General features: G+C 38.2%; 22 protein-coding genes. 13 read left to right on the forward strand and 9 right to left on the reverse strand.

Annotated elements, in window-relative coordinates; translation table 11 throughout:
• Window positions 1-105 precede the first annotated feature (105 nt).
• The 3 genes from potC to potA are packed head-to-tail and all read right to left on the reverse strand — an operon-like array spanning window position 106 to window position 2,829.
• A complete protein-coding gene (potC, locus tag O1Q79_RS03460) occupies window positions 106-876 on the reverse strand; it encodes a spermidine/putrescine ABC transporter permease PotC (RefSeq protein WP_386692969.1) in 771 nt (256 codons plus the stop codon).
• Window positions 876-1,733 carry a spermidine/putrescine ABC transporter permease PotB gene (potB, locus tag O1Q79_RS03465; protein ID WP_386692970.1) on the reverse strand — a complete coding sequence of 286 codons (858 nt, stop codon included), beginning with the start codon at window positions 1,731-1,733 and terminating at the stop codon, window positions 876-878. Before potB ends, potC begins: the two co-directional genes overlap by 1 nt.
• The gene (gene potA, locus O1Q79_RS03470; RefSeq protein WP_386692971.1) at window positions 1,717-2,829 is read right to left on the reverse strand and encodes a spermidine/putrescine ABC transporter ATP-binding protein PotA; all 1,113 of its coding nucleotides are present in this window, start codon (window positions 2,827-2,829) and stop codon (window positions 1,717-1,719) included. The genes potB and potA overlap by 17 nt, the downstream gene beginning before the upstream one ends.
• Window positions 2,830-3,111: 282 nt before the next feature.
• On the opposite strand from potA, the gene pepT reads away from it, so the two are divergent.
• A complete protein-coding gene (gene pepT, locus O1Q79_RS03475; RefSeq protein WP_386692972.1) occupies window positions 3,112-4,350 on the forward strand; it encodes a peptidase T in 1,239 nt (412 codons plus the stop codon).
• Window positions 4,351-4,413: 63 nt separating this feature from the next.
• Here pepT and cydC read toward each other — a convergent pair whose 3' ends face one another.
• From cydC to O1Q79_RS03500, 5 genes are all read right to left on the reverse strand, one after another.
• The gene (gene cydC, locus O1Q79_RS03480; protein ID WP_386692973.1) at window positions 4,414-6,135 is read right to left on the reverse strand and encodes a cysteine/glutathione ABC transporter ATP-binding protein/permease CydC; all 1,722 of its coding nucleotides are present in this window, start codon (window positions 6,133-6,135) and stop codon (window positions 4,414-4,416) included.
• Window positions 6,136-6,145: 10 nt separating this feature from the next.
• Window positions 6,146-7,915, reverse strand: coding sequence for a cysteine/glutathione ABC transporter permease/ATP-binding protein CydD (cydD, locus tag O1Q79_RS03485; RefSeq protein WP_386692974.1), 1,770 nt, complete (start codon window positions 7,913-7,915; stop codon window positions 6,146-6,148).
• Between the two features lie 81 nt (window positions 7,916-7,996).
• On the reverse strand, window positions 7,997-8,950 hold the full coding sequence (gene trxB / locus O1Q79_RS03490) for a thioredoxin-disulfide reductase (protein WP_386692975.1): 954 nt from the start codon (window positions 8,948-8,950) through the stop codon (window positions 7,997-7,999).
• A 47-nt stretch (window positions 8,951-8,997) separates the two neighbouring features.
• Entirely contained in the window at window positions 8,998-9,846 is an 849-nt protein-coding gene (locus tag O1Q79_RS03495) for a co-chaperone YbbN (RefSeq protein ID WP_386692976.1), read from the reverse strand.
• Between the two features lie 9 nt (window positions 9,847-9,855).
• Window positions 9,856-10,635: a Zn-ribbon-containing protein gene (locus O1Q79_RS03500; protein ID WP_386692977.1), complete on the reverse strand. Its 780-nt coding sequence runs from the start codon at window positions 10,633-10,635 to the stop codon at window positions 9,856-9,858.
• A 137-nt stretch (window positions 10,636-10,772) separates the two neighbouring features.
• Between O1Q79_RS03500 and O1Q79_RS03505 the strand changes: the two genes are divergently transcribed.
• The 5 genes from O1Q79_RS03505 to grxB are packed head-to-tail and all read left to right on the forward strand — an operon-like array spanning window position 10,773 to window position 13,061.
• Window positions 10,773-11,021, forward strand: a complete 249-nt coding sequence (locus tag O1Q79_RS03505) for a type II toxin-antitoxin system HicA family toxin (protein WP_386692978.1) — start codon at window positions 10,773-10,775, stop codon at window positions 11,019-11,021.
• Window positions 11,018-11,356, forward strand: coding sequence for a type II toxin-antitoxin system HicB family antitoxin (locus tag O1Q79_RS03510; protein WP_386692979.1), 339 nt, complete (start codon window positions 11,018-11,020; stop codon window positions 11,354-11,356). Before O1Q79_RS03505 ends, O1Q79_RS03510 begins: the two co-directional genes overlap by 4 nt.
• Window positions 11,357-11,364: 8 nt before the next feature.
• A complete protein-coding gene (locus O1Q79_RS03515) occupies window positions 11,365-11,679 on the forward strand; it encodes a YqcC family protein (protein ID WP_386692980.1) in 315 nt (104 codons plus the stop codon).
• Window positions 11,673-12,383, forward strand: coding sequence for a tRNA pseudouridine(65) synthase TruC (truC, locus tag O1Q79_RS03520; RefSeq protein WP_386692982.1), 711 nt, complete (start codon window positions 11,673-11,675; stop codon window positions 12,381-12,383). Before O1Q79_RS03515 ends, truC begins: the two co-directional genes overlap by 7 nt.
• Window positions 12,384-12,410: 27 nt before the next feature.
• Entirely contained in the window at window positions 12,411-13,061 is a 651-nt protein-coding gene (gene grxB / locus O1Q79_RS03525) for a glutaredoxin 2 (protein WP_386692983.1), read from the forward strand.
• Window positions 13,062-13,118: 57 nt separating this feature from the next.
• Here grxB and O1Q79_RS03530 read toward each other — a convergent pair whose 3' ends face one another.
• Window positions 13,119-13,976, reverse strand: a complete 858-nt coding sequence (locus O1Q79_RS03530; protein WP_386686552.1) for a fructosamine kinase family protein — start codon at window positions 13,974-13,976, stop codon at window positions 13,119-13,121.
• 324 nt (window positions 13,977-14,300) lie between these two features.
• Between O1Q79_RS03530 and thrS the strand changes: the two genes are divergently transcribed.
• The 7 genes from thrS (at window position 14,301) to pheS (ending at window position 26,860) form a co-directional block, all read left to right on the forward strand.
• A complete protein-coding gene (thrS, locus tag O1Q79_RS03535) occupies window positions 14,301-16,232 on the forward strand; it encodes a threonine--tRNA ligase (RefSeq protein ID WP_386692985.1) in 1,932 nt (643 codons plus the stop codon).
• A gap of 188 nt (window positions 16,233-16,420) precedes the next feature.
• The gene (locus O1Q79_RS03540; RefSeq protein ID WP_386692986.1) at window positions 16,421-17,539 is read left to right on the forward strand and encodes a homoserine O-acetyltransferase; all 1,119 of its coding nucleotides are present in this window, start codon (window positions 16,421-16,423) and stop codon (window positions 17,537-17,539) included.
• 41 nt (window positions 17,540-17,580) lie between these two features.
• Window positions 17,581-21,273: an exodeoxyribonuclease V subunit beta gene (recB, locus tag O1Q79_RS03545; RefSeq protein WP_386692987.1), complete on the forward strand. Its 3,693-nt coding sequence runs from the start codon at window positions 17,581-17,583 to the stop codon at window positions 21,271-21,273.
• Window positions 21,266-23,260 carry an exodeoxyribonuclease V subunit alpha gene (gene recD / locus O1Q79_RS03550; RefSeq protein WP_386692989.1) on the forward strand — a complete coding sequence of 665 codons (1,995 nt, stop codon included), beginning with the start codon at window positions 21,266-21,268 and terminating at the stop codon, window positions 23,258-23,260. The genes recB and recD overlap by 8 nt, the downstream gene beginning before the upstream one ends.
• Before the next feature lie 105 nt (window positions 23,261-23,365).
• Window positions 23,366-24,094, forward strand: coding sequence for a dethiobiotin synthase (gene bioD, locus O1Q79_RS03555; protein WP_386692990.1), 729 nt, complete (start codon window positions 23,366-23,368; stop codon window positions 24,092-24,094).
• A 180-nt stretch (window positions 24,095-24,274) separates the two neighbouring features.
• Window positions 24,275-25,702, forward strand: coding sequence for a peptide MFS transporter (locus O1Q79_RS03560; RefSeq protein WP_386692991.1), 1,428 nt, complete (start codon window positions 24,275-24,277; stop codon window positions 25,700-25,702).
• 159 nt (window positions 25,703-25,861) lie between these two features.
• Complete coding sequence (gene pheS / locus O1Q79_RS03565; protein WP_386692992.1) at window positions 25,862-26,860, forward strand: phenylalanine--tRNA ligase subunit alpha; 999 nt, start codon at window positions 25,862-25,864, stop codon at window positions 26,858-26,860.
• The last annotated feature ends 8 nt before the right edge of the window (window positions 26,861-26,868 follow it).

Raw genomic sequence — 26,868 nt, forward strand, 5'->3', positions numbered from 1 at the left:
GAAAGACATAAAAAAACGCCTGACTTTGGGCTAGGGACTAGCTTCGGGTCGGGCGCTATTTTATGTTGAAACGTTGATTTTGTCTAGGCTTTATCTAGGTTTTGCCTATATTTTCTCTTTCTTATTAATCAGCTGACCGATCACCACTAATAACAACGAAAGTACGATCATAATGGTGGCTAAGGCATTAACTTCTGGGGTGACACCCGTTTTCACCAAGGAATAGATTTTCAATGGTAAAATTTCATAGCTTGCACCGCTGACGAAAGAAGAGACGACGACGTCATCTAATGATAGGGTGAAACTTAATAGCCAACCTGAAATAATAGCAGGTAATGCCAATGGTAAAATAATTTTACGTAAAATAGTGACTTCACTAGCCCCAAGATCTCGAGCAGCTTCAAGCATTCGCAAGTCAAAGCCTTTTAAGCGAGAGAAGACGCTGACGACCACATAAGGTAAACAGAATGTGATATGAGCTAATAATAGCGACCAAAAACCTAATGAAATACCCACAATCATAAATAAGGCTAATAAGGACACAGCCATTACGATATCGGGGGACATCATCACCACAAACAACATGCCACTTACCGCTTGTTTACCACGGAATTTATAACGGTATAAAGCAATGGCAGTGAGGCTACCGATAATGGTGGCTAAGGTCGCACCGACAAAGGCAATCACGACCGAGTGAATCGCCGCTTGAATCAGCGTATCATTGTTAAATAAACGCTCATACCAGTTCCAAGTAAACCCTTTCCAACTTAAACCATAACGGTCACCGTTGAACGAGTTACCCACTAAAATCACGATGGGGATATACAAATAGGCATATACCACCAACATAAAACCACTACGTAGGATACGACCCATTATTCTAGCTCCACTTTCTTATTCAGTAATTTATTCGCTTTATAGTAAACGAAAATTAATAATGCCATTAAAATGGTTAAGCCAATACTAATCGCCGAACCAAATGGCCAGTTACGAGAAATCAAGAATTCACTCTTAATCACATTACCCACTAACAAGACTTTTGCACCACCGAGTAAGTCTGCTACATAGAACATCCCCATGGCAGGCAGTAATACCAGTAAGCAACCAGAGACAATCCCAGGCATAGTCAATGGAATAATGATTTTCACAAAACGTTGGAATCCATTCGCACCTAGATCTTTGGCAGCTTCCAGCAAGCGGAGATCTAATTTTTCAATGGACGAGTAGAGTGGCAAAATCATAAAAGGTAACAGCAAATAAACTAAACCAATAATCACCGCAATTTCAGTATTTAAAATACGAATCGGTTCGCTAATAATCCCAATGGATAATAAAAGGCTGTTTAAAATCCCTTTTACCCCAAGGAATACTTTCATGCCGTAAATACGAATCAATGAGTTCGTCCAAAATGGCAACACCAATAGGAACATCAACAGTGGGCGGTATTTTTCATTGATTTTTGTCATGATAAAGGCGAATGGATAGCCGATCACCAGACATAAAATCGTGGCAATGCCTGACATATACAAGGAATTCCACACCACAGTGCCATATAACGGCTCGAATAGTCGAGTGTAATTTTCAAAGGTAAATGGCAACGCATAGAAATTGCTGGCATCTTTGCTTAAAAAACTCACCAAAAATACTAAAAAGTTCGGTGCGAAAACAAAGAAAATCAGCCAAGCAAAAATAATGCCAATGGTGACCTTTTGGAATTTATTGTTTATCTTCATCGTTTAGCACCACTTCCCATTTTTCAATCCAAGTCACCGCCACTTTTTGATCTAACGAGTGATCGATATTCGGGTCGTCTTCATTAAAGAACTCACTAACCAGCACCATTTTGCCATTATGTTCTAATTCAACGGTAGATTCTAGGGTCATGCCTTTGTAGTTACGTTCACGAATGTAACCAATGATGGCACTGGATTGTTCATTTTCATCCAGTTCTTCAAGCAAAACATCTTCAGGGCGTAATAATACTTTGAGTTTTTGACCTTCCTGTACAGGTTGGTCAACGTAAATATCACAGATGCGACCTTCTACATTGGCACGAACACGTTTTTCATCGACACGATGTAATACTGTGGCATCAAAAATATTGATTTCGCCAATAAATTTCGCCACGAATAAATTGCGAGGTTCTTCGTAAATTTCACGTGGTGAACCGTCTTGTTCGATATTACCTTTTCTCAACACGATAATACGATCAGACATGGTTAAGGCTTCTTCCTGATCGTGGGTCACGAAAATAAAGGTAATGCCTAATTGACGTTGTAAGGATTTTAATTCATTCTGCATTTGTTTACGTAATTTGTAATCTAATGCAGATAAAGATTCGTCTAATAATAAGACTTTCGGTTTATTGACTACCGCACGAGCAATCGCAATCCGTTGTTGTTGACCACCTGAAAGTTGGCTCGGCTTGCGTTCTGCCATGTCTTCTAATTGCACCATGCGTAATGCATCAAGTACACGTGGTTTAATTTCTGCTTCAGGGACTTTTTGCATACGCAATCCAAATGCCACGTTTTCAAAAATCGTCATATGCGGAAAGAGTGCATAACTTTGGAAGACCGTGTTGACATGGCGTTGTTCTGCCGGAATGTGGGTCACATCTTCACCGTCAATAATAATTTGACCGCCATTGACTTCTTCAAAGCCCGCAATTAAGCGTAAAACTGTGGTTTTACCACAGCCTGAAGGGCCTAAAATCGTGATAAATTCACCATTATTAATGGCTAGATTGAAATCTTGGATAATGGTGTTATCACCATAGGATTTAGTAAGAGAGCGTAGCTCAACGATAGGTTTAGTCGTTTTTTCCACTAGCTTTGGTTTTCTCCCTGAAAAACGAATATGGTTAGTTAATAGAAGTACCACGCTTACTTAACGACAAGTAAGCACCGAGTTTTTTTGAACACTTATGATATAGCTATTGTTCGCTAATGAAAAGGGAATAATGTCTTTTTTAGCCAAATTTTTTTATTTATAAAGATGTAAATGCGCAAAAATTGATTTAGATAAAACTTCGGGTATAAATTTTAGAAAAAAATTGCATTGAAAATTTTGTTTTTGCATAATGAAACAAAGAGTTAAGAGGAGAATGCCATGTCAACGTATGAACGCAATTATTTACTTGAACGATTTTTGAATTATGTGTCTTTTGATACGCAAGCTAAAGTCGGTGCGAAGTATTCACCTAGCTCATCGGGTCAACTGAAATTAGCCAAGTATTTAGCGCAAGAATTACAGGCATTAGGACTGAAAGAGATTAATCTTTCACCAAATGGCATTTTAACCGCTTATTTACCAAGTAATGTGATGAATGCACCTACTATCGGTTTAATTGCGCATTTAGATACATCACCAGATTGTAGTGGCAAAAATGTCAATCCCGAAGTGATTGTGAATTATCGTGGGGGGGATATAGCCCTAGGTTTAGGGGAGCAATTTATTAGTCCCGTGATGTTTCCTTTTATGCATCAGTTAATTGGCAAAACATTGATTGTGACGGATGGCACAACCTTATTAGGGGCAGATAATAAATCTGGCATTGCGGAAATTATGACCGCACTTTCTATACTAAAAAACAGCGAACAAGCCCACTGTAATATTCGTGTCGCGTTTACGCCAGATGAAGAAATCGGCTTAGGAATGCAATTTTTCCAAATAGATAAATTTCCTTGTGACTGGGCATATACCATTGATGGCGGAGCCGTAGGTGAACTGGAATATGAAAACTTTAATGCGGGTAGTGCCACGGTGACAATTTTTGGCAACGGCATTCATCCCGGTTATGCTAAAGATAAAATGATTAATGCGTTAACCCTAGCTTGTGAGTTTCAACAATTATTACCCACCGATGAGGTACCAGAAAAAACCGCCGATAAACAAGGCTTTTTCCATTTAAATCGTTTTGTGGGTGATATTAATAAAGTGGAACTGCATTATTTAATTAGAGATTTTGATAGTGACAACTTTGAGCAACGCAAAACGTTCTTAATTAATGCGGTAGCGCAATTTAATCAACAAAAAAATTTGCGTAAGCCGATCCAACTTGAGCTGCAAGATAGTTATAAAAATATGTATAACTGTATCCGTCAAGTACCACAATCTATTGAACTGGCAGATCGAGCTATGCGTGAATGTGGTATTACACCAAATCATAAACCGATTCGTGGTGGAACCGATGGTGCTTGGTTAGCGGAGCAAGGATTGGCTTGTCCAAATATCTTCACCGGTGGTTATAATTTCCATAGTATTCATGAACTGATTAGTCTTGAAGGTATGGAAAGTGCGGTGCAAGTGATTTTGAAAATTGTAGAGTTAGCTGTAGAAAAAGATTAAAAAAATACCGCACTTTAAGCAACAGATCGCGGAGAATCAACTAAAGTGCGGTATTTTTATACCTTAAATTCGTTGCACTAAAGAATGAAAATATCCTTTCTGTTGGTATAATTCAGCATAATTTCCTTGTTCTACAAGTTCAGCACTATCAATGACTACAATATTATCAAACTGCTCAATAGCGGTTAAACGATGAGTTACCATCAGCAAGGTTTTATCTTGGCAATGTTGCAAAATCAGGTTTAACACTTGACGTTCAGTTTCACGATCTAAACCCTCGGTAGGTTCATCTAATAATAAAATTGGTGCATCACTCAATAAAATTCTCGCCAAGCCTAAGCGGCGTTGTTCACCGCCTGAAAGAGGGCGACCGCCATCACCTAACCATTGTTCTAAACCTTGTTCCACTAAGTTTTGCAAACCAACTTGTATTAGCACGTCTGTCATTTTTTCATCGGAAAGCGGTGCTGCTGTGGCAAATTGCAGATTATTGCGTAAACTGTCGCTAAAAATATGCACCCGTTGAGTTAAAAAGCAAATTTGCTGGCGGAGAATATTTTCACTGTAAGCAGAAATCCGTTTATTGGCAAAATGAATTTCACCTAGTAGAGGATCATAATTTCGTACTAACAGTTGTAATAGAGTGGATTTACCACTGCCAGTTTTGCCCAAAATGGCAACTTTTTGTTTTGGTTTAATCTGTAAATTCACCTGTTTTAAGGCAATATCTTGCCGTTCAGGATAACGAAAGCTGATATTTTTAAGATCAAATAAAACATTGGAAAAATTCACCGCAGTTTCTGTTCCCTCAAATTGTACCAGCGGTGGTTGGTCAATAATTTCGCTGACACGTTGAGCAGATGAAATCACTTGTCCAATATGCAAGAACGCTGCACCTAACGGCATTAAAATCTCAAAAGAGGCTAATGCGGATAGCGTAAACAAGCCAATAAATGCAAGACGATATTCTTCAATAGCAAATTCAATGTTGGAGGAAATCCATAAAGTCAATACCACTAATAAGCCATTAGTAAACATTAAAACAGCAGTAGAAAGTCCTGCTAAATTGCTTTCACGTTGTTGATAACTTTGCCATTGTTGTTCCGTTTGATCTAATTTTTGTTGCAAATTATCTTGTGCATTAAACAGTAATAATTCCGCTTGAGCCTGAATAAATTCTACAAAGTGCATACGATAAAGGGAACGAGATTGGGTGAGTTTATTACCGAAAGTTAAGCCTAAAAAATAAAATACACTTGGAATAATCAGTAATAGAATCAATAGGATTGCACCAATTAATAAGGCAAGGGAAAGATTAAATAGACTTAACACCAGAGTCATCATTCCAATCACCACTATCGCACTGATAAATGGAGCAATCAGGCGTAAATATAGGCTATCGAGCGTATCCACATCAGCCACTAAGCGGTTAAGTAAATCACTGTTACGATAACGATTTAATACCGCAGGGGAAAGTGGAATAATTTTGCTGAATACCTGAACACGTAATTTAGCCAAAATACGGAAAGTGGCATCGTGAGTCATAATTTTTTCAGCATAACGCATTGCAGTACGACCAATCGCTAAACCACGTACGCTTGATGAGGGATAAAAATAGTTAAATAATGCTCCCGCCCCAGCAATGGCAGTAGCCGATAAAAACCAACCTGATAGAGTGAGCAAGCCAATACTGCAAGCAAGCCCGCCAATCATCAACACCACACCTAAAAACAGCGGAAATTTTGCCTGTTTAAATAAGGGTAAAAAAGGAAGTAATGAACGCATATTTTCTCTCTTATTGTACGTCTTGATGACGTTGGGCTAAAAGTTCAGCAAAATAACCTTGCTGTTGCAACTGTTCGAAGTGTCCTTGTTGCACCAGTTGCCCCTGTTGCATCACCAAAATCTGATCACATTGCTTTAAATCTTCAATACGGTGGGTGATCATCAAGGTGGTTTGGGCTTGATTAATTTGGGTTAATGCTGTCAACACTTGCGTTTCCGATTTAGCATCTAAGCTGGCTGTTGGTTCATCTAATAACAACAAATTACCTTGACGCAATAAGGCTCGAGCAATCGCCAAGCGTTGAGCTTGCCCTACCGATATACCCACACCGCCATCTTTAATTTCTGCATTTAAGCCAAGGTGATCAGTAAATTCTTTGGCGTTGGCTTGGCTTAACGCTATATCAATTTGTTCGTCCGTGGCTTGAATATCACCGAGTAACAGATTTTGTTTAATCGTCCCTTGCAACAACAATGGATTTTGCCCTACCCATGCAATTTGTTTTCGCCATTGGGTGAGATCGGCTTGATTGAGTTCTATTCCGTTAATTTTCAAACTGCCTTGGTAAGGCAGAAAACCGAGTAATACGTTAATTAAAGATGTTTTTCCTGCCCCGCTTTGCCCCACCAACGCTGTATGAGATTGTTTAGCTAAATGAAAATTAAGCGGTTGGGTGAGAGCCTTGCCTTGTGGTGACAAGATTACCAAATTTTCTGCCATAATTTCCACCGCACTTTGATTGGGAATTTGCTGGTTGTGGTCAGCTTGTACCGTTTGATAGTCAGTTTCAATAAATTCTGCAATAGCATCAGCTGCCCCAATAGCGGCTGCTCGGTCGTGATAATAAGTGCCAAGATCACGTAGGGGTTGATAAAATTCAGGTGCGAGAATTAAACAGAAAAAGCCTGCAAATAGGGTAATTCCAGTATTATTACTAAAACTACCAAAGTCAATTTGTCCGAGATAACTAAAACCAAAATAAACCGCGACAATGGCAATGGAAATAGAGGTAAAAAATTCTAACACCGCAGACGATAAAAATGCCATTTTTAATACGTCCATGGTGCTAATGCGATAATCTTCGGTGGATTTCTCAATATACTCAGTTTGTTCTTCGGCACGGTTAAATAGACGTAGAGTTTCTAGCCCACGTAAGCGGTCGAGAAATTGCCCACTTAATTTGGCTAGCATTGCCATGTTTTGCTGATTTTTATCCGATGCTGCTAAACCGACTAAAATCATAAAAATAGGAATTAGGGGGGCGGTGAATAAGAGAATTAAACCAGCCACCCAATTAAGTGGAAAAACAGCAATTAAAATAATAACGGGAACAATCGCCGACAACATTTGTTGAGGTAGATAACGAGCATAAAAATTATGTAGATTTTCCACTTGTTCCAGCATTAAACTTGCCCAGCTACCAGCAGGTTTACCTTGAATGGTAGCAGGTCCGACAGAATGGATTTTATCCAAAATTTGTTGACGAATAATATTGCGTAATTGCCGACCACAGTTAAAGCCAATTCTTTCACGCAGATATAAAATCAATGCTCGCAATGCAAAACCAACAATCAAGCCGATAAAATAGGGTAATAGTTCCGAACGTGGAGTTTGTTGGATAATAAAATGATGCAAAAGACTCGCCAGCAACCAAGTTTGTCCCACTAAAATCAAAGATGATAAAGTTGCAAGTCCCACATTTAGGCTTAATAATTTTTTTATCGGTTTCTGTTGTTGTCGCAACCATTTAAACAGATATTTTTGACGTTGTTTTTCCATTTTGTATAAAATTTTAGGGGCGAACAGATGTTCGCCCGAAATTACTCAAAGTTTAAAGGTTGGATAAATCCACTTAAAATACTATTCTAATGCGTCCAAAAAACGTTCCGCATCTAGTGCTGCCATACAACCCGTTCCAGCAGAAGTGATTGCTTGACGATAATTATGATCCATCACATCACCTGCAGCAAAAACACCTTCTACGCTAGTTGCCGTAGCATTGCCATCTAAGCCTGATTTCACCACAATATAGCCGTTATTCAAGGTTAATTGATCTTTAAAAATCTCTGTATTTGGGGCGTGACCAATAGCCACAAAAACGCCATCTATTTTCAATTCTTCGGTGTTGTCTGATTGCGTATCTTTCAAGCGGACACCCGTTACGCCGGTATTATCGCCCAACACTTCATCTAAAGTGCGGTAGGTATGCAGAATAATTCTGCCTTCTTCCACTTTTCTGTATAAACGGTCGATTAAGATTTTTTCCGCACGGAAGCTATCACGGCGGTGGATTAAATGTACTTCGCTAGCAATATTAGCTAAATATAATGCTTCTTCTACAGCACTATTACCACCACCAATGACGGCAACAGGTTTGTTACGATAAAAGAAACCATCGCAAGTTGCACAAGCCGACACACCACGTCCTTTGAACGCATCTTCGGATGGCAAACCAAGATAACGAGCGGAGGCTCCAGTGGCAATAATTAAGGCATCGCAAGAGAAAGTTTGCACATCACCATAAAGTTTAAATGGACGATGAGATAAATCTACTTTGCCAATATTATCAAAGATGATTTCCGTATCAAATTTTTCCGCATGTTGTAACATACGTTGCATTAATTCTGGACCAGTTGTATCACCAAAATCACCAGGCCAGTTCTCGATTTCCGTAGTCGTAGTGAGCTGACCGCCCTGTTGTAAACCTGTCACTAGAACGGGTTTCAAGTTAGCACGAGCCGCATAAATTGCAGCTGTGTAACCAGCAGGACCTGAACCTAAAATTAATAATTTACTGTGTTTAATTTCTGACATAATAACTCCTTTTATTTATAAAGCCTGTTCATTATAACAAATTTTTATTAATACAATAGCGAATAAATCAATCGGCGATACTTATTAGCCATAGGGTCGCTACCTAGAGCAGCAATAATTTCCAAAAATAGCCTTTTTACTTCACCGTTTTCTGCATTTAAATCTTGTCGCAAAATACTAAATAACAATTCTAACGCTTGCTCATCTCGATTGGCTTGATGAAGTTGTACAGCTAATTTTAACGCAACATCAGGACGTGGATTTTGCTCATAATCTTGTTGTAATTGCTGAATTTCGGGCGTATCGGCAGCTTTGATTAATAAATCAATTTGAGCTTGCAAGCCTTGCCAGCGACTATCACGATCTTGTAAAGGGATTTTATTCAAAATCTCTTGGGCTGGTTCGGTTTTTTTCATGGTAATATAGGTTTCCGCATAGAGTAGGGCTATATCACTATTTTTTTGTTCTGATGCTTGCCATGCTTCTTTTAATAAAGGTAAGGCGGCTTCATAGTTTTCAGCCTGTAAGAAATCCAACGCCAAATTAAATTTAATTTCTTCTTCTTTGGGTAAAATCAAGGCTAAATGTTGTTCAAGCTGATCTTCGGGTAAGGCGGTTTGAAACGCATCCACGGCTTGAGCTTCTTTAAATAAATAAGTGGTTGGCAAGGCTTGAATACCAAATTGCATGACAATTTGTTGTTCTGTTTCACAGTTGACTTTTGCTAGTAAAAATTGCCCTTGATATTTATCTGCATAACGGGTTAAAAGTGCGGTGAAATTTAACGAAGTTTCGTGGCTTGGAGCATAAAATACCAAAACTAATGGCGTTTGTTGGGAAAGTTGTAACGTTTCTGTAATATTTTGTTGATTAATTTCAATAATATAGTCTTGCATATTGTTTCCTTATAAAAAATTCCACGATAAATTTGACACTAAACGGCAATGATCACATTTAAAATAAAACACGTCTGCAATGGGGGTATTTAACCACCATTCACCACCACAACAAGGGCAACGACGTTGTTGTTCAGCACTCAAATTATCGCCCCCGATACGGTAAAGATAATAGTAGGTTGGCACATTAGTAGCCTGTTCTATCTCTTGACATAATGCCCGACCATGTTTAGTTAAATGGCTATTAATATCTGAAATTTCAAGTAGGGCAGATTTTTCTAATACAGAACCATTCATCTGCAACTGATCGCAGGCTTGCCAATCTTCCAACCATTTGATTAAATCAAGGCTCAAGTGCGGTTGGTTTTGAGCAATTTTATACAGTGGAATTGGGGCAAGATTATCGCCATTCACCACAGGTGAGCTAGAGCGTAAATAAGTGGTGTAAAGCACTTGCCATGTTGGATCGTTTTGGTTGGTTTGATCTGACATTAAATCGTCTGCCACAATCTGAAAACTTTGCAAAAAAACACCGCACTTTTCCAAATTTTCAAGGCAACGATTGACTTCGCTGTTATTATGTTCAGGCAATAGGCTATGTTGTTCAGGGCAAATAACCTTGATTCCAAATCCAAATTGATCTTCTTGTTCCGCTTTAAAAACAGGAATCTCACGTCCCAGAATTTGCCCGTTATAACGCCATTCATCAATCAGTTCAGCAAGTAGAATAAATTGCTGTTGGTATCGTTCAGGCTGTTTGTTTTGTAAAAAGATGTCGATGAGGTACATTTTGCTGTCCTTTGAGAATTGCCGTTATCTTACCTGAATAAGTGATTGAGATCAAAATAGCAGATAACATTTAAAATTCTTTGCAAAGGATAAAAATGTAACTATAATTAATACCAAAAATAATATTGGTTGAGTTTATGGGAAAGGCAGAAAAATTATTAGAGAAACTGGTTGGGGCAAAAAATACGTTTGTTTGGACAGATTTAGTCACTTTACTTGCACAACAAGGTTATGAAAAGCAAGAAATGGCAGGATCTCGAGTACGATTTTTTAATGCGGAACGTGACCATATCATTTTATTACACAAACCACACCCTGAAAATTATATCAAAGGCGGTGCGTTAAAATCCGTGAAAGAATCATTAAAACAGGTAGGTATATTATGACATTGTTAAATTACAAAGGTTATGTTGGCACGATTGAGCCTGACTTAGAAAATAATGTGCTATTTGGTAAATTAGCTTATATTCGGGATTTGGTGACTTATGAAGCGGAAACCTTGCCTGAATTAGAAAAAGAGTTCCGTGCGTCTGTGGATTTGTATTTAAGCGATTGTGCTAGTTTAGGTAAAACGCCTGACAAGCCATTTAAAGGTGTGTTCAATGTGCGGATCAGCGAAGAATTACACCGTATGGCAGTGATAGCCGCTGGTGATATGTCGTTAAATGCCTTTGTGGGGGCAGCTATTCAGGAAAAAGTGAGTCGCACTGCAACTAATTGAGTGAAAAAATGAAAGAACAAACCAAAACCCATTTACGTGATTTACAAAAAATCCTACAAGAACTAGACCTATGGCAAACTGTGCCACCGTCTGAACAAGCCTTTGCCAGTCAAGAGCCTTTTGCCATTGACTATATGCAAGCTCACGAATGGTTACAGTGGATTTTTATCCCGAGAATGTGGGCGTTGTTGGAAGCGGGAGCAGCGTTGCCAAGCAAAATTGCGATTTCACCTTATGTGGAAGAAGCCTTAAAAGAGCAAGAGCGGTTAAGTGAATTGTTAAGACCGATCATTGAAATTGAAAAGCTGTTAACTCAATGCTAGAAATCTTATATCAAGATCAATATATCGTTGCAGTGAATAAACCTGCGGGTATGTTGGTACATCGCAGTTGGTTAGATAGGCATGAAACACAGTTTGTGATGCAGACCTTGCGAGATCAAATTGGTCAGCATGTTTTCCCGATTCATCGTTTGGATCGCCCAACTTCGGGTGTGTTATTGTTTGCGTTAAATGCGGAAATCGCTAATTTAATTTGTCAGCAGTTTGAAAATAAAACCGTCCAGAAAAGCTATTTAGCGGTGGTGCGTGGTTATTTGATAGGTTCAGATCGTATAGATTATCCACTTAAAATTCAATTAGATAAAATTGCTGACAAATTTTCTCAAACAGATAAAGCTCCACAGCCAGCAATCACGGATTATCAAGGCTTAAAAACTGTTGAAATGCCTTATGCGGTAGGGAAATATCAAACGGCACGTTATTCGTTAGTTCGTTTAATTCCACAAACAGGGCGAAAACATCAGTTACGCCGTCATCTGAAACATATTTTTCACCCGATTTTAGGCGATACCCAATATGGTGATTTACACCAAAATAGAGCATTAGCAGAAAAAACAGGTGTAAGTCGGTTGATGTTACATGCCGAAAAACTTGAATTCAGTCACCCTGTCACAAATGAGTTAGTTCAGGTGAACGCTGGGTTAGATGAACAATGGAAAACCCTGTTTGAAATATTTAAATGGTAATATGATGATGAATGAAAGGAGAAAAAGATGAAACTTTATGTTTACGATCACTGCCCTTATTGTGTACGTGCCAGAATGATTTTTGGTTTTAAACAGCTTCCAGTTGAATTGGTTTATATTCAAAATGATGATGAAGCCACACCAGTGGGATTAATTGGTAAAAAAGCCGTCCCTATTTTGTTAAAAGATGATGGTTCTGCCATGCCAGAAAGTTTAGATATTGTGCGTTATGTGGATCAACATTATGCTGAAAAATGCTTGTCTGATCAGGTTCGTCCCGAATTAGAAAGCATGATTAAACAAATCGGAAGCTATTATAATCATCTTCTTTTGCCACGTTTTGTGCGGTTAGGTTTACCAGAATATAAAACGCAAAGTGCATTAGATTATTTCGTTAATAAGAAATCGGCATCGATCGGTGATTTTACTGAAAATTTGGCTCAAACGGAGCAATATTTAGCAAGATTACAACAAGATTTGCCTATGCTTGAAACCTTGATTTTGGCAGAAGATAAAGCCAATGGTCAGCAACTATCTATTGAAGATATTATGTTATTCCCGATGTTGCGTAATTTAACTTGTGTGAAAGGGTTGAAATTCCCAGCTCACATTGAAAACTATGTGAACCGTATGGCGAAATTAACTGGTATTGCACTTTATACGAATAAAGCTATTTAAAAAAACGAAAAAACACCACACTTTTTGATAAACTGCGGTGTTTTTTTATCCAATTTTCTACAAAATCAATTCCAAAAACCGTTTGGTTAATTCCACATAATGCCCTTTAAAGCGATGACTGAAATTAAGCAAATAGTAAAGCTGATAAATCGGTTTGCGTTCAATATAATCCTCTGTTAGTGGATAAGTGCGGTGATAATTTTGATAAAATTCATCAGGAAATGGCTCGAATAATTCGGTAAAAGCCAGATCACATTCACGGTCACCCCAGTAACAAGCAGGGTCGTAACAATAAATTTTATGATTAAATGAACCGCAGTTTTCAATCCATAGATTGCCATGCAATAAAGATGGCGTTGGTTTATGTTTGGCAAGTCGGGCTGCCACCACGGCAACAATTTCTTCAATATTACCGAAATTTATACCCCGTTCTTTACAGAGTTGTAATTGCCAGCCGATTCGTTGATCCGCAAAAAAAGTTGCCCAGTTAGTTCGCCATTCGTTCGGTTGATAAACAGAACCGAGCCAAGTATCAAAATCTAAACCATAGCCCTCAAGTCCTTTAATTTGGTGTAATTTCGCTAATGCGATACCAAACTCTGCAAATTCTTCAGGGCTAGGCGTTTCTAATTGCAAGGCTTCAAGCAATAAAAAACTATGATTTTGCGAACAACCTACACCGTAAACTTTAGGTAGGTCAATGGTATGCGTTTTGGTTAATAATTCAATTTGATCGGCTTCAGCTCGAAACATGGAACGATAGGTTTTATCGTTAGTCTTGACAAAAACAGGTTGTATGCCATCATCAATTAACCAAGATTCGTGCATTTCACCCGTATGCACTTTATCTTTTTCTTTGATGGAATAGTAGGCACCAAATTGATCCGCTAATACTTGAGAAACTGATTTCCACATAGCTACTCCCTAAATTACCTCTGAAACTAACTTAATCATAAACTTATTTTCATGAATAATCTGTGACGAATATCAAATTTTTAAAAAATTATGCTAAAATTACTCACAATCCTTAATAGGATTGCTCGGGGCTTTGCCCCCGTTGCAAGCAACGTTCAAAATTCCTGTCGGAATTTTGTCACCGCACTTTTTGGCTATACAACGTAGGTATGGCACAAAGTGCGGTGCTTTTTAATGAAATTTTTTATTTTAACTCAACTTAATTTAACGTAAATGCAACAAGTCGCCTTTCGTATGGGCGACCACTGTAAACAAGGATACAAAATGCCTATTATTACTTTACCAGACGGTTCACAACGTCAATTCGATCACCCTGTTTCTGTTTTAGAAGTAGCACAAAATATTGGGGCAGGTCTTGCCAAAGCTACCATTGCAGGGCGTGTTAATGGCGAGCGTAAAGACGCTTGCGATATGATTTCAGAAGACAGCAAATTAGAGATTATCACCGCCAAAGACGAAGACGGTTTGGAAATTATCCGCCATTCCACAGCTCACTTATTGGGACATGCGATTAAACAATTATTCCCCGATGTCAAAATGGCGATCGGTCCCACCATTGAAAACGGCTTTTATTATGATGTGGATTTAGATCGTTCATTAACTCAAGAAGATATTGATGCGTTGGAAAAACGTATGCTTGAATTGGCGAAAACCAATTATGATGTGGTGAAAAAGCCCGTTTCGTGGCAAGAAGCACGAGATACTTTTGAGAGCCGTGGCGAGCCGTACAAAATGGCGATTTTAGACGAAAACATTGAACGCACCGCCACGCCAGCCTTATATCATCACCAAGAATATATTGATATGTGCCGTGGACCGCACGTGCCGAATATGCGTTTTTGCCAACATTTTAAATTAATGAAAGTGGCGGGGGCATACTGGCGTGGTGACAGCAAAAATAAAATGTTGCAACGGATTTACGGCACTGCATGGGCGGATAAAAAACAATTAAATGAATATTTAACTCGTCTTGAAGAAGCAGCAAAACGTGACCACCGTAAAATCGGCAAAGCCTTAGATTTATATCACATGCAAGAAGAAGCACCGGGTTTGGTGTTCTGGCATAATGACGGCTGGACGATTTTCCGTGAATTGGAAACCTTTGTGCGTACCAAACTCAAACAGTACGATTATCAAGAAGTGAAAGGTCCGTTTATGATGGACAGAGTGCTTTGGGAACGTACAGGTCACTGGCAAAACTACGGCGATTTAATGTTCACCACCCAATCGGAAAACCGTGAATATGCGATTAAACCGATGAACTGCCCGGGTCACGTGCAGATTTTCAACCAAGGCTTGAAATCGTACCGTGATTTACCGATTCGTATGGCGGAATTTGGTTCATGCCACCGTAATGAGCCGTCAGGTTCCTTGCACGGTTTAATGCGTGTACGTGGCTTTACCCAAGATGATGCACACATTTTCTGTACCGAAGAACAAATTGAAAGCGAAGTCACCAGTTGTATTAAAATGGTTTACGATATTTACAGCACCTTTGGTTTTACCAATATCGCCGTGAAATTATCTACTCGTCCAGAAAGTCGTATCGGTTCTGATGAAATGTGGGATCGTGCCGAAGAAGGTTTAGCCAATGCGTTACGTCACAATGGTCTTGAATATGAAATTCAAGAGGGCGAGGGTGCATTTTACGGTCCGAAAATCGAATTTGCCTTGCGTGACTGCTTAGGTCGTGAATGGCAATGCGGTACGATTCAGCTAGACTTCGCCTTACCGGGTCGCTTAAATGCCTCTTATGTGGCAGAAGACAACGACCGCCGTACCCCTGTGATGATCCACCGTGCGATCTTAGGTTCAATCGAACGCTTTATCGGCATTATCACCGAAGAATACGCAGGTTTCTTCCCTGCATGGTTAGCCCCTGTGCAAGCGGTAGTGATGAATATCACCGACAGCCAAGCGGACTATGTTCAAGCCGTAACGAAAAAACTTTCCGATGCTGGCTTACGTGTGAAATCCGATCTGCGTAACGAAAAAGTCGGTTTCAAAATCCGTGAACACACCTTACGCCGTGTGCCGTATATGCTGGTTTGTGGTGATAAAGAAATCGCTGAAAATAAAATTGCAGTGAGAACTCGCAAAGGGGCGGATTTAGGCACTTATGATATTGATGAATTTGTGCAAATTTTGAAAGCACAAGTTCGGGGACGGGAATTGAAGTTGCTGGGTGAAGAATAAATCTAGCTTATTGACTTTATTTGATTTATAGGGCGTATTGGATACGCCCTTATTTTACCTTTGTTTTAAATTACGGTACTCTTTATTTTTAGCCGTCTAAACGTCTAAAATTTCTTGACAATCGACATTATCCTAGGTAGTTTATAACTCATCGTAAAAATCTTTATCCCCGAACAACAGGATAATCAATGGCAGTACAAAAAATTACCTTATTTGAGCAGGAACCGCTAGATCTTGTGCTAGGTGGGAAACTTGATCATATTGAAGTGGCTTACCAAACTTATGGCGAGTTGAATACGGATAAGAGTAATGTCGTTTTATTATGTCACGCTTTAACTGGGGATGCCGAACCTTATTCTACAGAACCAAATAGTACAGGCTGGTGGCAGAATTTTATGGGTAAAGGGTTGGCTTTTGATACGGATAAATATTTTTTTATTTGCTCAAATGTGTTGGGTGGGTGTAAAGGCACAACAGGTCCTGTGTCTATTAATCCAAAAACAAGTAAACCCTATGGTAGCCAATTTCCCAATGTGATTGTACAAGACTTGGTTCGGGTACAAAAAGCACTGTTAGATGCTTTACAAATTTCCCATTTACATGCTGTCGTTGGCGGTTCTTTTGGTGGTATGCAAGCGACCCAATGGGCGATTTATTATCCTGATTTTGTGGATAATGTGGTTAATCTTTGTTCTTCTTTAACCTTTAGTGCGGAAGCCATTGGATTTAATCACGTTATGCGTCAAGCGATTCTGAATGATCCCAATTTTAATGGTGGGGACTATTATGACGGCGAACCACCAGCCAAAGGATTAGCTATTGCCCGAATGTTAGGCATGTTGACCTATCGTACGGATATTCAGTTAGCCAAAGCCTTTGGGCGAGCTACCAAAGCGGAGGGACAATATTGGGGCGATTGGTTTCAGGTGGAAAGTTATTTAACCTATCAAGGTCAGAAATTTCTTGATCGTTTTGATGCCAACAGTTATTTGCATTTATTGCGAGCGTTGGATTTATATGATCCAGCGGTAGGTTTTGACAATATTAAAACTGCCTTGGCACGGATTAAGGCTCGTTATACTCTCGTTGCAGTGACCAATGATCAGCTTTTTAAAATTAATGATTTGCGTAAAAGCAAAGCATTATTAGAACAAAGTCAGGTAAATTTGCAATATTTTGAATTTGCATCGGATTATGGACATGATGCGTTTTTAGTGGATTATGATATTTTTGAAAGCAAGATTCGGGCAGGTTTGGAAAATGCCAATACTCCCCCAGCTAGTACAATGATTGATTTTATGATATAACTAGGCTAACAGTAGTTAGCCTTTATTTTTGGAAAAAAACGATGCCAAAAGCTACCGCACTTAACGCCAATTCAACCCCTTTAACCCACACCACGTTAATAGAAGCCTCCGCAGGGACAGGCAAAACCTACACCATGGCGAGCCTGTATATTCGTTTATTACTTCAAGCTGGAGAAAATAATTTTTCTCGTCCCTTATCGGTAGAAGAAATTCTGGTAGTTACTTTTACTGAAGCATCTACTCAAGAACTTAAAGAACGTATTCGTCAGCGGATTCATCTTTGTAAAAAACAACTTGAGCAATATCGGGAAACACAAGATAAAAAGGCATTTGCAGATAATCAACCATTAGCGGAATTAGTGGATTATATTGATGATATTGACTTAGCCGTTCAACGTTTGCGTTTAGCGGAACAGAATATGGATTTGGCAGCGATTTATACTATTCATAGCTTTTGTCGTCGAGTATTAACCCAATATGCGTTTTATTCAGGGATTCATTTTGAATTGGAATTAGTCAAAGATGAAACGGAATTATTAAAACGCTTTGCCAATGAATTTTGGCGTGAACATTTTTATTCATTGCCTTACGAAAGTACAGATTTTATTCACCGTTGGTTAGGTTCTCCGTCAGCGGTTTTAAATCATATTCGTCAATATGTGAGTGGTGATCCGTTAAAAGCCGCAATAAATTCACCGCAGTTACTGGAGCATGATTTAAGTGAATTTTTACAGCAATATGTACAAAATGGACTACAGCAAATTCAGCAATTAAAACAACAATGGCAAGAAAGTGCGGTGGAAATTCGTCAATTAATTGATGATGCGAAAGAAGAAGGACGAATAAAATCAACGTCTTTTCGACAAGATCATGTAGCAAGTCGTTTTGCTAAAATTAATGCTTGGGCGGAGAATCCCTATCAATTTTCTTTGCCTGAACCCTTAACGGATTATTTTTCACAGCAATTATTTAATAGCAAATATTTAGGTAAACAACGAGATAATCCAATTTCCCATGCTTTGTTTCGTTTGGTTGATGAAGTGAATACCATTGATTTTGCTTTGTATCATAATATCGTGCTATATCATTATATGCAGGCATTGAATGAAAAGATGATCACATATAAATTAGATCACGCAGAAAAGAGTTTTGATGATTTATTACGTTTATTGCGTGATGCGTTATATGCCGAACAGGGGAATGAATTGGCTCATCGAATTCGTTCGCAATATCCATTTGCGATGATTGATGAGTTTCAGGATACCGATAATCGCCAATATCAAATTTTTGAGAAAATTTATCAAGCACAACCAAACTGTGGTTTTATTATGATTGGCGATCCGAAACAGGCTATTTATAAATTCCGTGGGGCGGATATTTTTACCTATTTACGAGCCAGTCAACAAGCCAAGCAATCTTTTACCTTAGAAAATAATTATCGTTCTAGTGGAGCGTTAATTCAGGCAGTAAATGGTATTTTTAATTTTGCCGAATCTTTTCTATATGCAGATATTCCTTTCCAATCGGTTAAGGCTGGCAGTAAACAGGCTGAATTTTTGATTGGGGAGAAAAAGCAAGCACCATTGGTATTTTATTTAGGTGAACAGTTAAATGATAAAAATAAATTGCTCAAAGGCGAAACTCAACAGCTATTTGCTGAAACCTGTGCAAATTCTATTTATCAATGGTTAAAAAGTGTTGGAAAAAACACCGCGGTTTTTGCCAAAGATGAGCAACGTGAAATCGTACAAGATAATGATATTGCGGTGCTGGTGGAAAGTTGGCGAGAAGCCGAGTTAATTCAACAAAGTTTACGCAAACGGGGAATTGCTTCGGTTTATTTGTCGGATAAAAGCAATGTATTTGATAGTGATGAAGCGAAAGAATTAGCCTATATTTTACGAGCTTGTTTAAATCCATTGAATACCAAAGCAATTTTAAATGCCTTGGCAACCAGTTTATTTGCTTTTACTGCAGCGGAAATTAATCAAATTAAACAACAAGATAGTCTGCTTGAACAATGGGTAAGTCGATTTGAAAATTATCAACGCCGTTGGTTGCGTCATGGTGTGTTGGCAATGTTGTACCAACTCTTTTTACAAGTAGATGAACATCAGCCTTGTATGTTAGAGCGAATGAAAGCCATGCAAAATGGTGAACGCCGTATTACCAATTTATTACATTTGAGTGAATTATTACAACAAGCCAGCCCAACCCAAGAAAGCGAAACCAGTTTATTGCGTTGGTTTGAGTTACAGATTCAAAATAAACAGGATCGTGATGATGAGCAACAATTACGGCTAGAAAGTGAAAATCAGTTGGTGAAGATTGTTACCATTCATAAATCCAAAGGGCTGGAATATGGCTTAGTGTGGTTGCCTTTTATTGCGTTTTCTACGCTTAAATCCGATGCCATAAGCACTTATCATGATGAACGAGATAAGCAGCAATATTGGGATATTGAGTCACAATATTCTGCGTTAACCGTGCAGGAAAGTATGGCAGAAAAAATGCGATTGCTTTATGTGGCATTAACTCGGGCGAAATATCAGGTCAATATCACCTTACCGCTACATTTGCAAGGTGAGTGGACGGCTATTGGGTATGCGTTAACACAAGGTAAGATCGGTTTAAATGAAAAAATGCAGAATGTTTATGATAGCCAAGCATTATTAACGGATTTGCAACAAAAATGGGGGCATGAAAGTTTAACCATTGAGCCTATTTTAAATACGGATATTGTTGTAGAAGATCGGAATAAAGCACAAAACGCTACCGTAGCACCACTAAAAGCATCGGAATTTGAGCAAAACATTGAACGTGATTGGACATTATCGAGCTTTACTGGCTTAATGCAAAATCATCAACAAAATAAACAAAAACCTTGGTGGCAACCGCAAATCCAAATGTTAGATGAAAGTGCGGTAGAAAATAGTCGAGTTTTTGATGCGGCTAAAGATAACGATCAGTTGGCACAAAGTAATATAGCGTTGAAGCAAACTTCATTAGTCGATTGGCAAGATTATCCGACAGCACATTCCCCCGTGGATTTTCCCCATGGTTCTCAAGTCGGAACCTTGTTACATTCGCTGTTGGAAAAAATAACCTTTAATCAGCCAGTTAATCCTGAGCTAATAGCAAAATATTGCCAACAATTAGGTTTAGATGAAAGTTGGCAACAACCTTTTATGCAATGGATTAATCATATTTTACAGACACCGTTATTAGAAAATGGGCTATACCTTGCTCAATTACCTGTCAAAGATTGTTTAAAAGAAATGCAATTCTATTTTAATTTACACCGCACTTTTGATGTGAATAAGTTTAATAGCTTGTTAAAAGCTTATCATCATTACTGGCAGGAACCTTGGCAATTCGATCAAATTCAGGGTATGTTGCGGGGGTTTATTGACTTGGTGTTTCGTTATCAAGGCAAATACTATATTGTGGATTATAAATCGAATTTGCTGGGGAAATCACCGCAAAATTATCAACCAGATGAATTGGTTAAAACCATGCAAAATGAACATTATGATTTGCAGTATTTACTTTATACTTTGGCACTAGATCGTTATTTACGCTTGCGAGATCCTGCTTATAGCTATGAAAGCCATTTTGGTGGAGTGGTTTATACTTTCTTGCGTGGTATGAATGGTGAAATGCAATCAGGGGTATTTTTTGATCGTCCCGAAGCGGAATTGATTGCCAATTTGGAGAACTTATTTAATGCTTAAATTATTATTTTCGCTTTGCCAACAGCAACGGATTAGTCAGGCGGATTATTATTTTGCAAAATTGATTGCTGATAAACAACAAGGTTTAGGTTATAGCGAACAGCAACAAGCATTGGCGATTTTGGTGGCAGGGCTTTGTCAATATAGTTTATCACAGGGCAATACTTGTTTATTTTTAGATAGAGATTTAGCCAATAATTACTTTGGGTTGCGTTATATCAAAACCGATGATGGCATAGATTACGTAGCGGAAATTAATCAGAAAATAGCTAATTTACCTTTGCATCAATGGGCGAATATGTTGCAAGACCATATTGCTTTTACCCTTAGCCCGCAAGAGAAAATTGTCCCTTTGGTATTACAACATAACGCCTTGTATTTTTATCGCACTTGGCAAGATGAATATCGTTTAGCTGATTACATTAAAACTGCGGTGCAAAAACCACAAGATTTTTCGTTACCACAAGTTAAAGCCTGTTTAGATCGTTATTTTGAGCAAAAAACAGCAACGACCAACTGGCAAAAAGTGGCGGTGGCAGTAGCGTTACGGCAATCATTTTGTTTAATTTCAGGTGGACCAGGGACAGGTAAAACCTATACGGTAGCACGGCTGTTGGCAGTATTACAAAAATTACATCAAGGCAAATTAAAAATTGGTTTATCTGCTCCCACAGGCAAAGCCTCCGCTAGATTAAGTGAAAGCATTGAAAAAGAATTAAACAGCGAATCTTTACAGCATTTATTAATGGAAGATGCAATACAGCATAACATGCCAAGTTCGGCTCAGACTTTACATAGCCTATTGGGAGTACGACCTTTTAGCGAAAAAACGGTTTATCACGTCCAAAATCCATTGCCTTATGATGTGTTGATTATTGATGAAGCGTCAATGATTGATTTGAGCCTAATGAATAAAGTACGAGAAGCGTTGGCACCACATTGTAAATTGATTTTATTGGGTGATAAGGATCAGCTTTCTTCCGTTGAAGCAGGTGCTATTTTGGGTGAGTTGGGGCAGTTTATGGGCTTGTATTTTGAGCCGCTGCGGCAAAAAAATATCGGTTGTTATGATAAAGAATTTACTGAATATTTGACTGCCGTAACAGGGGAAACATTAATAGCCAGTGAAACGAGTTTATCGAGTATAGCGAATTGTTTATGTTATTTGCCAGATAGTCGCCGTTTTGATGAACATTCAGGCGTTGGACAGTTGGCGACAGCGGTAAATTCTGTGCAATATTCTGTGGTTGAACAAAGTTGGACGTTGTTTAAGCAAGATTTTTCGCAAGGAAAATTACATCTGGTGGAATTTCTACCCCAGCAATTTGCGGATGAAAAAGATTTTAATGCACATTGTATCAATCAAATCGTGCAAAGTGCGGTGCAAAATTATCGAGATTATTTAGTTTATTTACAACAGAAGAAAGATGACTTGAACAATGAACATTACCAAATGTTATTTGCTAAGTTTAATGCAGTTCGCTTTTTAACTGCATTACGTCAAGGCGAGTTTGGGGTGGAATCACTTAATCAAATGATTGCCAATGCACTGCAAAAAGCAGGCTTGGTAAAATTCCAACAGCAACGAGATTGGTATCTTGGCAAGCCGATTATGATTACCCAAAATGATCGTAATGTAAATTTAGCCAATGGAGATATTGGCATTTATGTGGGGCATAATTTGGTCTGTTTTGACAGTGTCGATAAACTGGGTAACTATAAATTGGTTTCTCGTCATCGTCTTCCCATGCAATATGAAACGGCTTATGTGATGACGGTGCATAAATCGCAAGGATCAGAATTTAACCATACATTTTTACTGTTACCAACGAAAAATAATCCCGTACTAAGTAAAGAATTGGTTTATACCGCCATTACCAGAGCGAAAGATGAATTTACTTTATTTGCTACCGAGCAGATTTGGCTGCAAGCAGTACAGAAAAAAAGCAAGCGACAATCGGGATTAAAATTTGTTTTGGATCAATAAATGGCAATAAAACCAATAAAAACCACATAAAACTTGCGTTAGCTCAATAATTCTATTTCCGGGATATTTTACAATCGTTATGTTTTTTCGGAAAAGGATGTGATTATGAGTAGTTTTTTTGTAACAGGTACAGATACTAATGTGGGGAAAACGATAGCAACCCGAGCCATTATTCAAGCGTTACAAGAATTAGATGTTGATGTGGTAGGGTATAAGCCGATTGCTTGTATGCAAGATGATGAAAATTCAGTGGGGAATAATGTCGAGCAAGAGAGTGATTATGGTGCAGAAGATAATGTAGATGTATTAACCCTGATGAATACTACGAAGCAAGATGTGAGTTATCGGGATATTAATAGCTATACTTTTGGGCATACCATGCCATTATTTACCGATCAAGGTGAACAAATTCAAATTGAGAAAATTAATCAAGATTTGGATAAGTTAAATCAGAAATATCAAACGGTAGTGGTGGAAGGTTGCTTTGGTTGGTTGTCACCGATTAATAAGCATTTTAGTTTTGCTGATTGGGTAGTAACGCATCAAATGCCGGTGGTATTAGTGGTGGGAATTAAAGAAGGTTGTATTAATCATACCTTATTAACCGTACAATCCATATTGAATCTAGGTGTACCGTTAATTGGTTGGATTGCCAATCGTATAAACCCCTGTTTAGGGCATTATGCAGAAATGATTGATACTTTACGTAATAAAATTGATGCACCTCTATTGGGTGAGATTCCTTATATTTATAAACCAGAAATACAAAATTTAGCAAAATATATGACCAATATTGAGCGGTTGACTTATTTGAAAACGGAATTAGTAAGATAAGCATAGATTTGCGTTGAATCAATGAACCGAGAGTTATTATGCTGTCGGTTTTCTTATTTTTAGCATTAAATGGTATAAATTTTGTGATCATTCTCTCATTTTTGATATTTTCTACTTTGTTAATAAATTGTTATATTGTAGATTGAAAATTGAGAATAACAATTATAGAAGGAATAAATTATGCAACAAAAAACTTTCTTTGGACATCCTTATGCCTTATCGAGTCTTTTTCATATAGAGCTATGGGAACGTTTTTCATTTTATGGAATGAAAGCAATTTTATTTCTCTATTTGTACTATGAATATAGTCAAGGTGGACTGGAGGTAGATAAAAATATTGCGGGTGGTATTGTTGGCGCTTATGGCGGTAGTGTTTATCTTTCTTGTTTGGTTGGCGGTTGGGTAGCCGATCGTATCTTAGGTGCGGAACGTACGTTGTTTTATTCCGGCATTGTAGTGATGTGTGGACATATTATTCTTGCACTTGTACCGGGCTTGGAAGGCTTGATCTTAGGGATGATTTGTATTGCGTTAGGTAGTGGTGGCGTGAAAACGACTGCCAGTGCAACCTTGGGAACCTTATATGAAACCGATGATACTCGCCATATGCGTGATGCGGGTTTTTCTATTTTTTATATTGCCATTAATATTGGGGCATTATTAGGTCCGTTACTAACCGGTATTTTGCAACATTCTTATGGTTTCCATTATGGTTTTGGTGCTGCTGCGGTTGGAATGGCGTTTGGTTTATGGATGTATTCTCGTGGACGTAAAAATTTACCACCAAGCCCAGTACCGAATCCATTAAATAAAAAAGAACGAAAACAAGCGAGTTTTTCTTGGTTGGTACTTATCGCTATTGTGATGGTGACTATTTTTTCAGGATTTCTTACCTTACAAAATTTTCCAAGAATCTTATTAGTTTGCGTGGTTTGTTTGACTATTGGCTATTTTGCTCGATTATTGATGAGTCATAAAGTCGAAAATAAAGGGAATATTGTGGCATTTATTCCGTTATTTATTACTATCAGCATCTTCTGGTCGCTATGGGCGCAATTTGATACGGCAATGATTTTGTATTTTGAACAAACGATTGATCGTCATATTTTTAGTTTTGAAGTACCGGTTGCTTGGTTGGGTTCATTACAAAGTTTATGGGTGATTTTGATTGCTGGATTATTAGCAACCCTTTGGACCAAAATGGGCGATAAGCAGCCAAAAACACCACTTAAATTTGCTATTTCTATGTTGGCATTAGGTGTCACTTATTTTTCGTTTTCCTTAATGGTATCAGCTCAAGGTTCAAGTTTCTTATTGTTCTTCTTCTTTATTTTATTGATTACTATCAGTGAATTATTATTAAGTCCAGTGTCCTTATCGTTAGCCACAAAAATTGCGCCTAAGAATTTCCAAGCCTCTATGGTGGCATTGACTTTCTTATCCTATTCTCTCGGTTTCACCCTGAGCGGGGTTATCTTTAAAAATGGCTTTGATGAAAATGATCCAACCAGTTTCTATGAAATGATCAGTGGTATTGGCTTAGCCACAGGGATTTTACTGTTGTTAGTGGTACCTGTATTAAATCGTTTATTAAAAGGTAAAGATTAGTTTTTACTCAATTATGGCAAAAGAGAGCAAAATAGCTCTCTTTTTTATTGTTTAGCAGAAAAATTATTAATTTCGTTAAAAATCACGTGATTTTTGAATAAGTTAATATTATCATTAAAGGCATTTTTGGAAAACATATTAAATTTAAGAAGGGTAGGTATGCAAAACCTTAAAGAGATTACGGAGCAGGCTAGACGAGCCTTAGATGAATTACAGGATAAAGGCCTAGAGGCGTTAGAAGCGTTAGAAAATTTCCGCGTAGAATATTTTGGTAAAAAAGGGTATTTTACCCAGTTAATGCAAGGTTTGCGTGAGGTGGCAGCAGAAGAACGTCCTGCGGTTGGGGCAAAAATTAATGAAGCTAAACAGATTGTTTTAGATAGCTTAAATGCAAAAAAAGAACAGTTAGAGCAAGCAGTATTAAATGCCACATTAGAAAAAGAACGTGTTGATGTAAGTTTACCGGGGCGTAAAGTAGAAACTGGAGCTTTACATCCAGTAGCAATTACCATTGAACGAGTGGTGAAATTCTTCTCTGAATTAGGCTTTTCAGTGGAAAGTGGTCCAGAAGTAGAAAGTGATTATTATAACTTTGATGCTTTAAATATTCCAAAACATCACCCTGCTCGTGCCGATCATGATACTTTCTGGTTTAATCCAGAACTATTACTACGCACCCAAACATCAGGCGTACAAATTCGTACCATGGAGAAAATGCAACCACCAATTCGCATTATGGCACCAGGGCGTGTTTATCGTAATGACTATGATCAGACCCATACTCCAATGTTTCATCAAATTGAATTGCTTTATGTGGATAAAAAAGCCAATTTCACTGAATTAAAAGGTTTATTACATGATTTCTTACGTGCGTTCTTTGAAGAAGATTTACAAGTACGTTTCCGACCATCTTACTTCCCATTTACTGAACCCTCTATTGAAGTCGATATTATGCGTCAAAATGGGAAATGGTTAGAAGTATTAGGTTGTGGTATGGTGCATCCAAATGTTTTACGTAATGTGGGTATTGATCCCAATGAATACAGCGGTTTTGCGGTTGGTATGGGCGTTGAGCGTTTAACTATGTTACGCTATAACGTCACAGATTTACGTGCATTTTTCGAAAATGATCTTCGTTTCCTGAAACAATTTAAGTAATATTAGGA

It is taken from the genome of Lonepinella sp. MS14434, assembly GCF_042468235.1.
Taxonomy (GTDB): Bacteria; Pseudomonadota; Gammaproteobacteria; order Enterobacterales; family Pasteurellaceae; genus Lonepinella.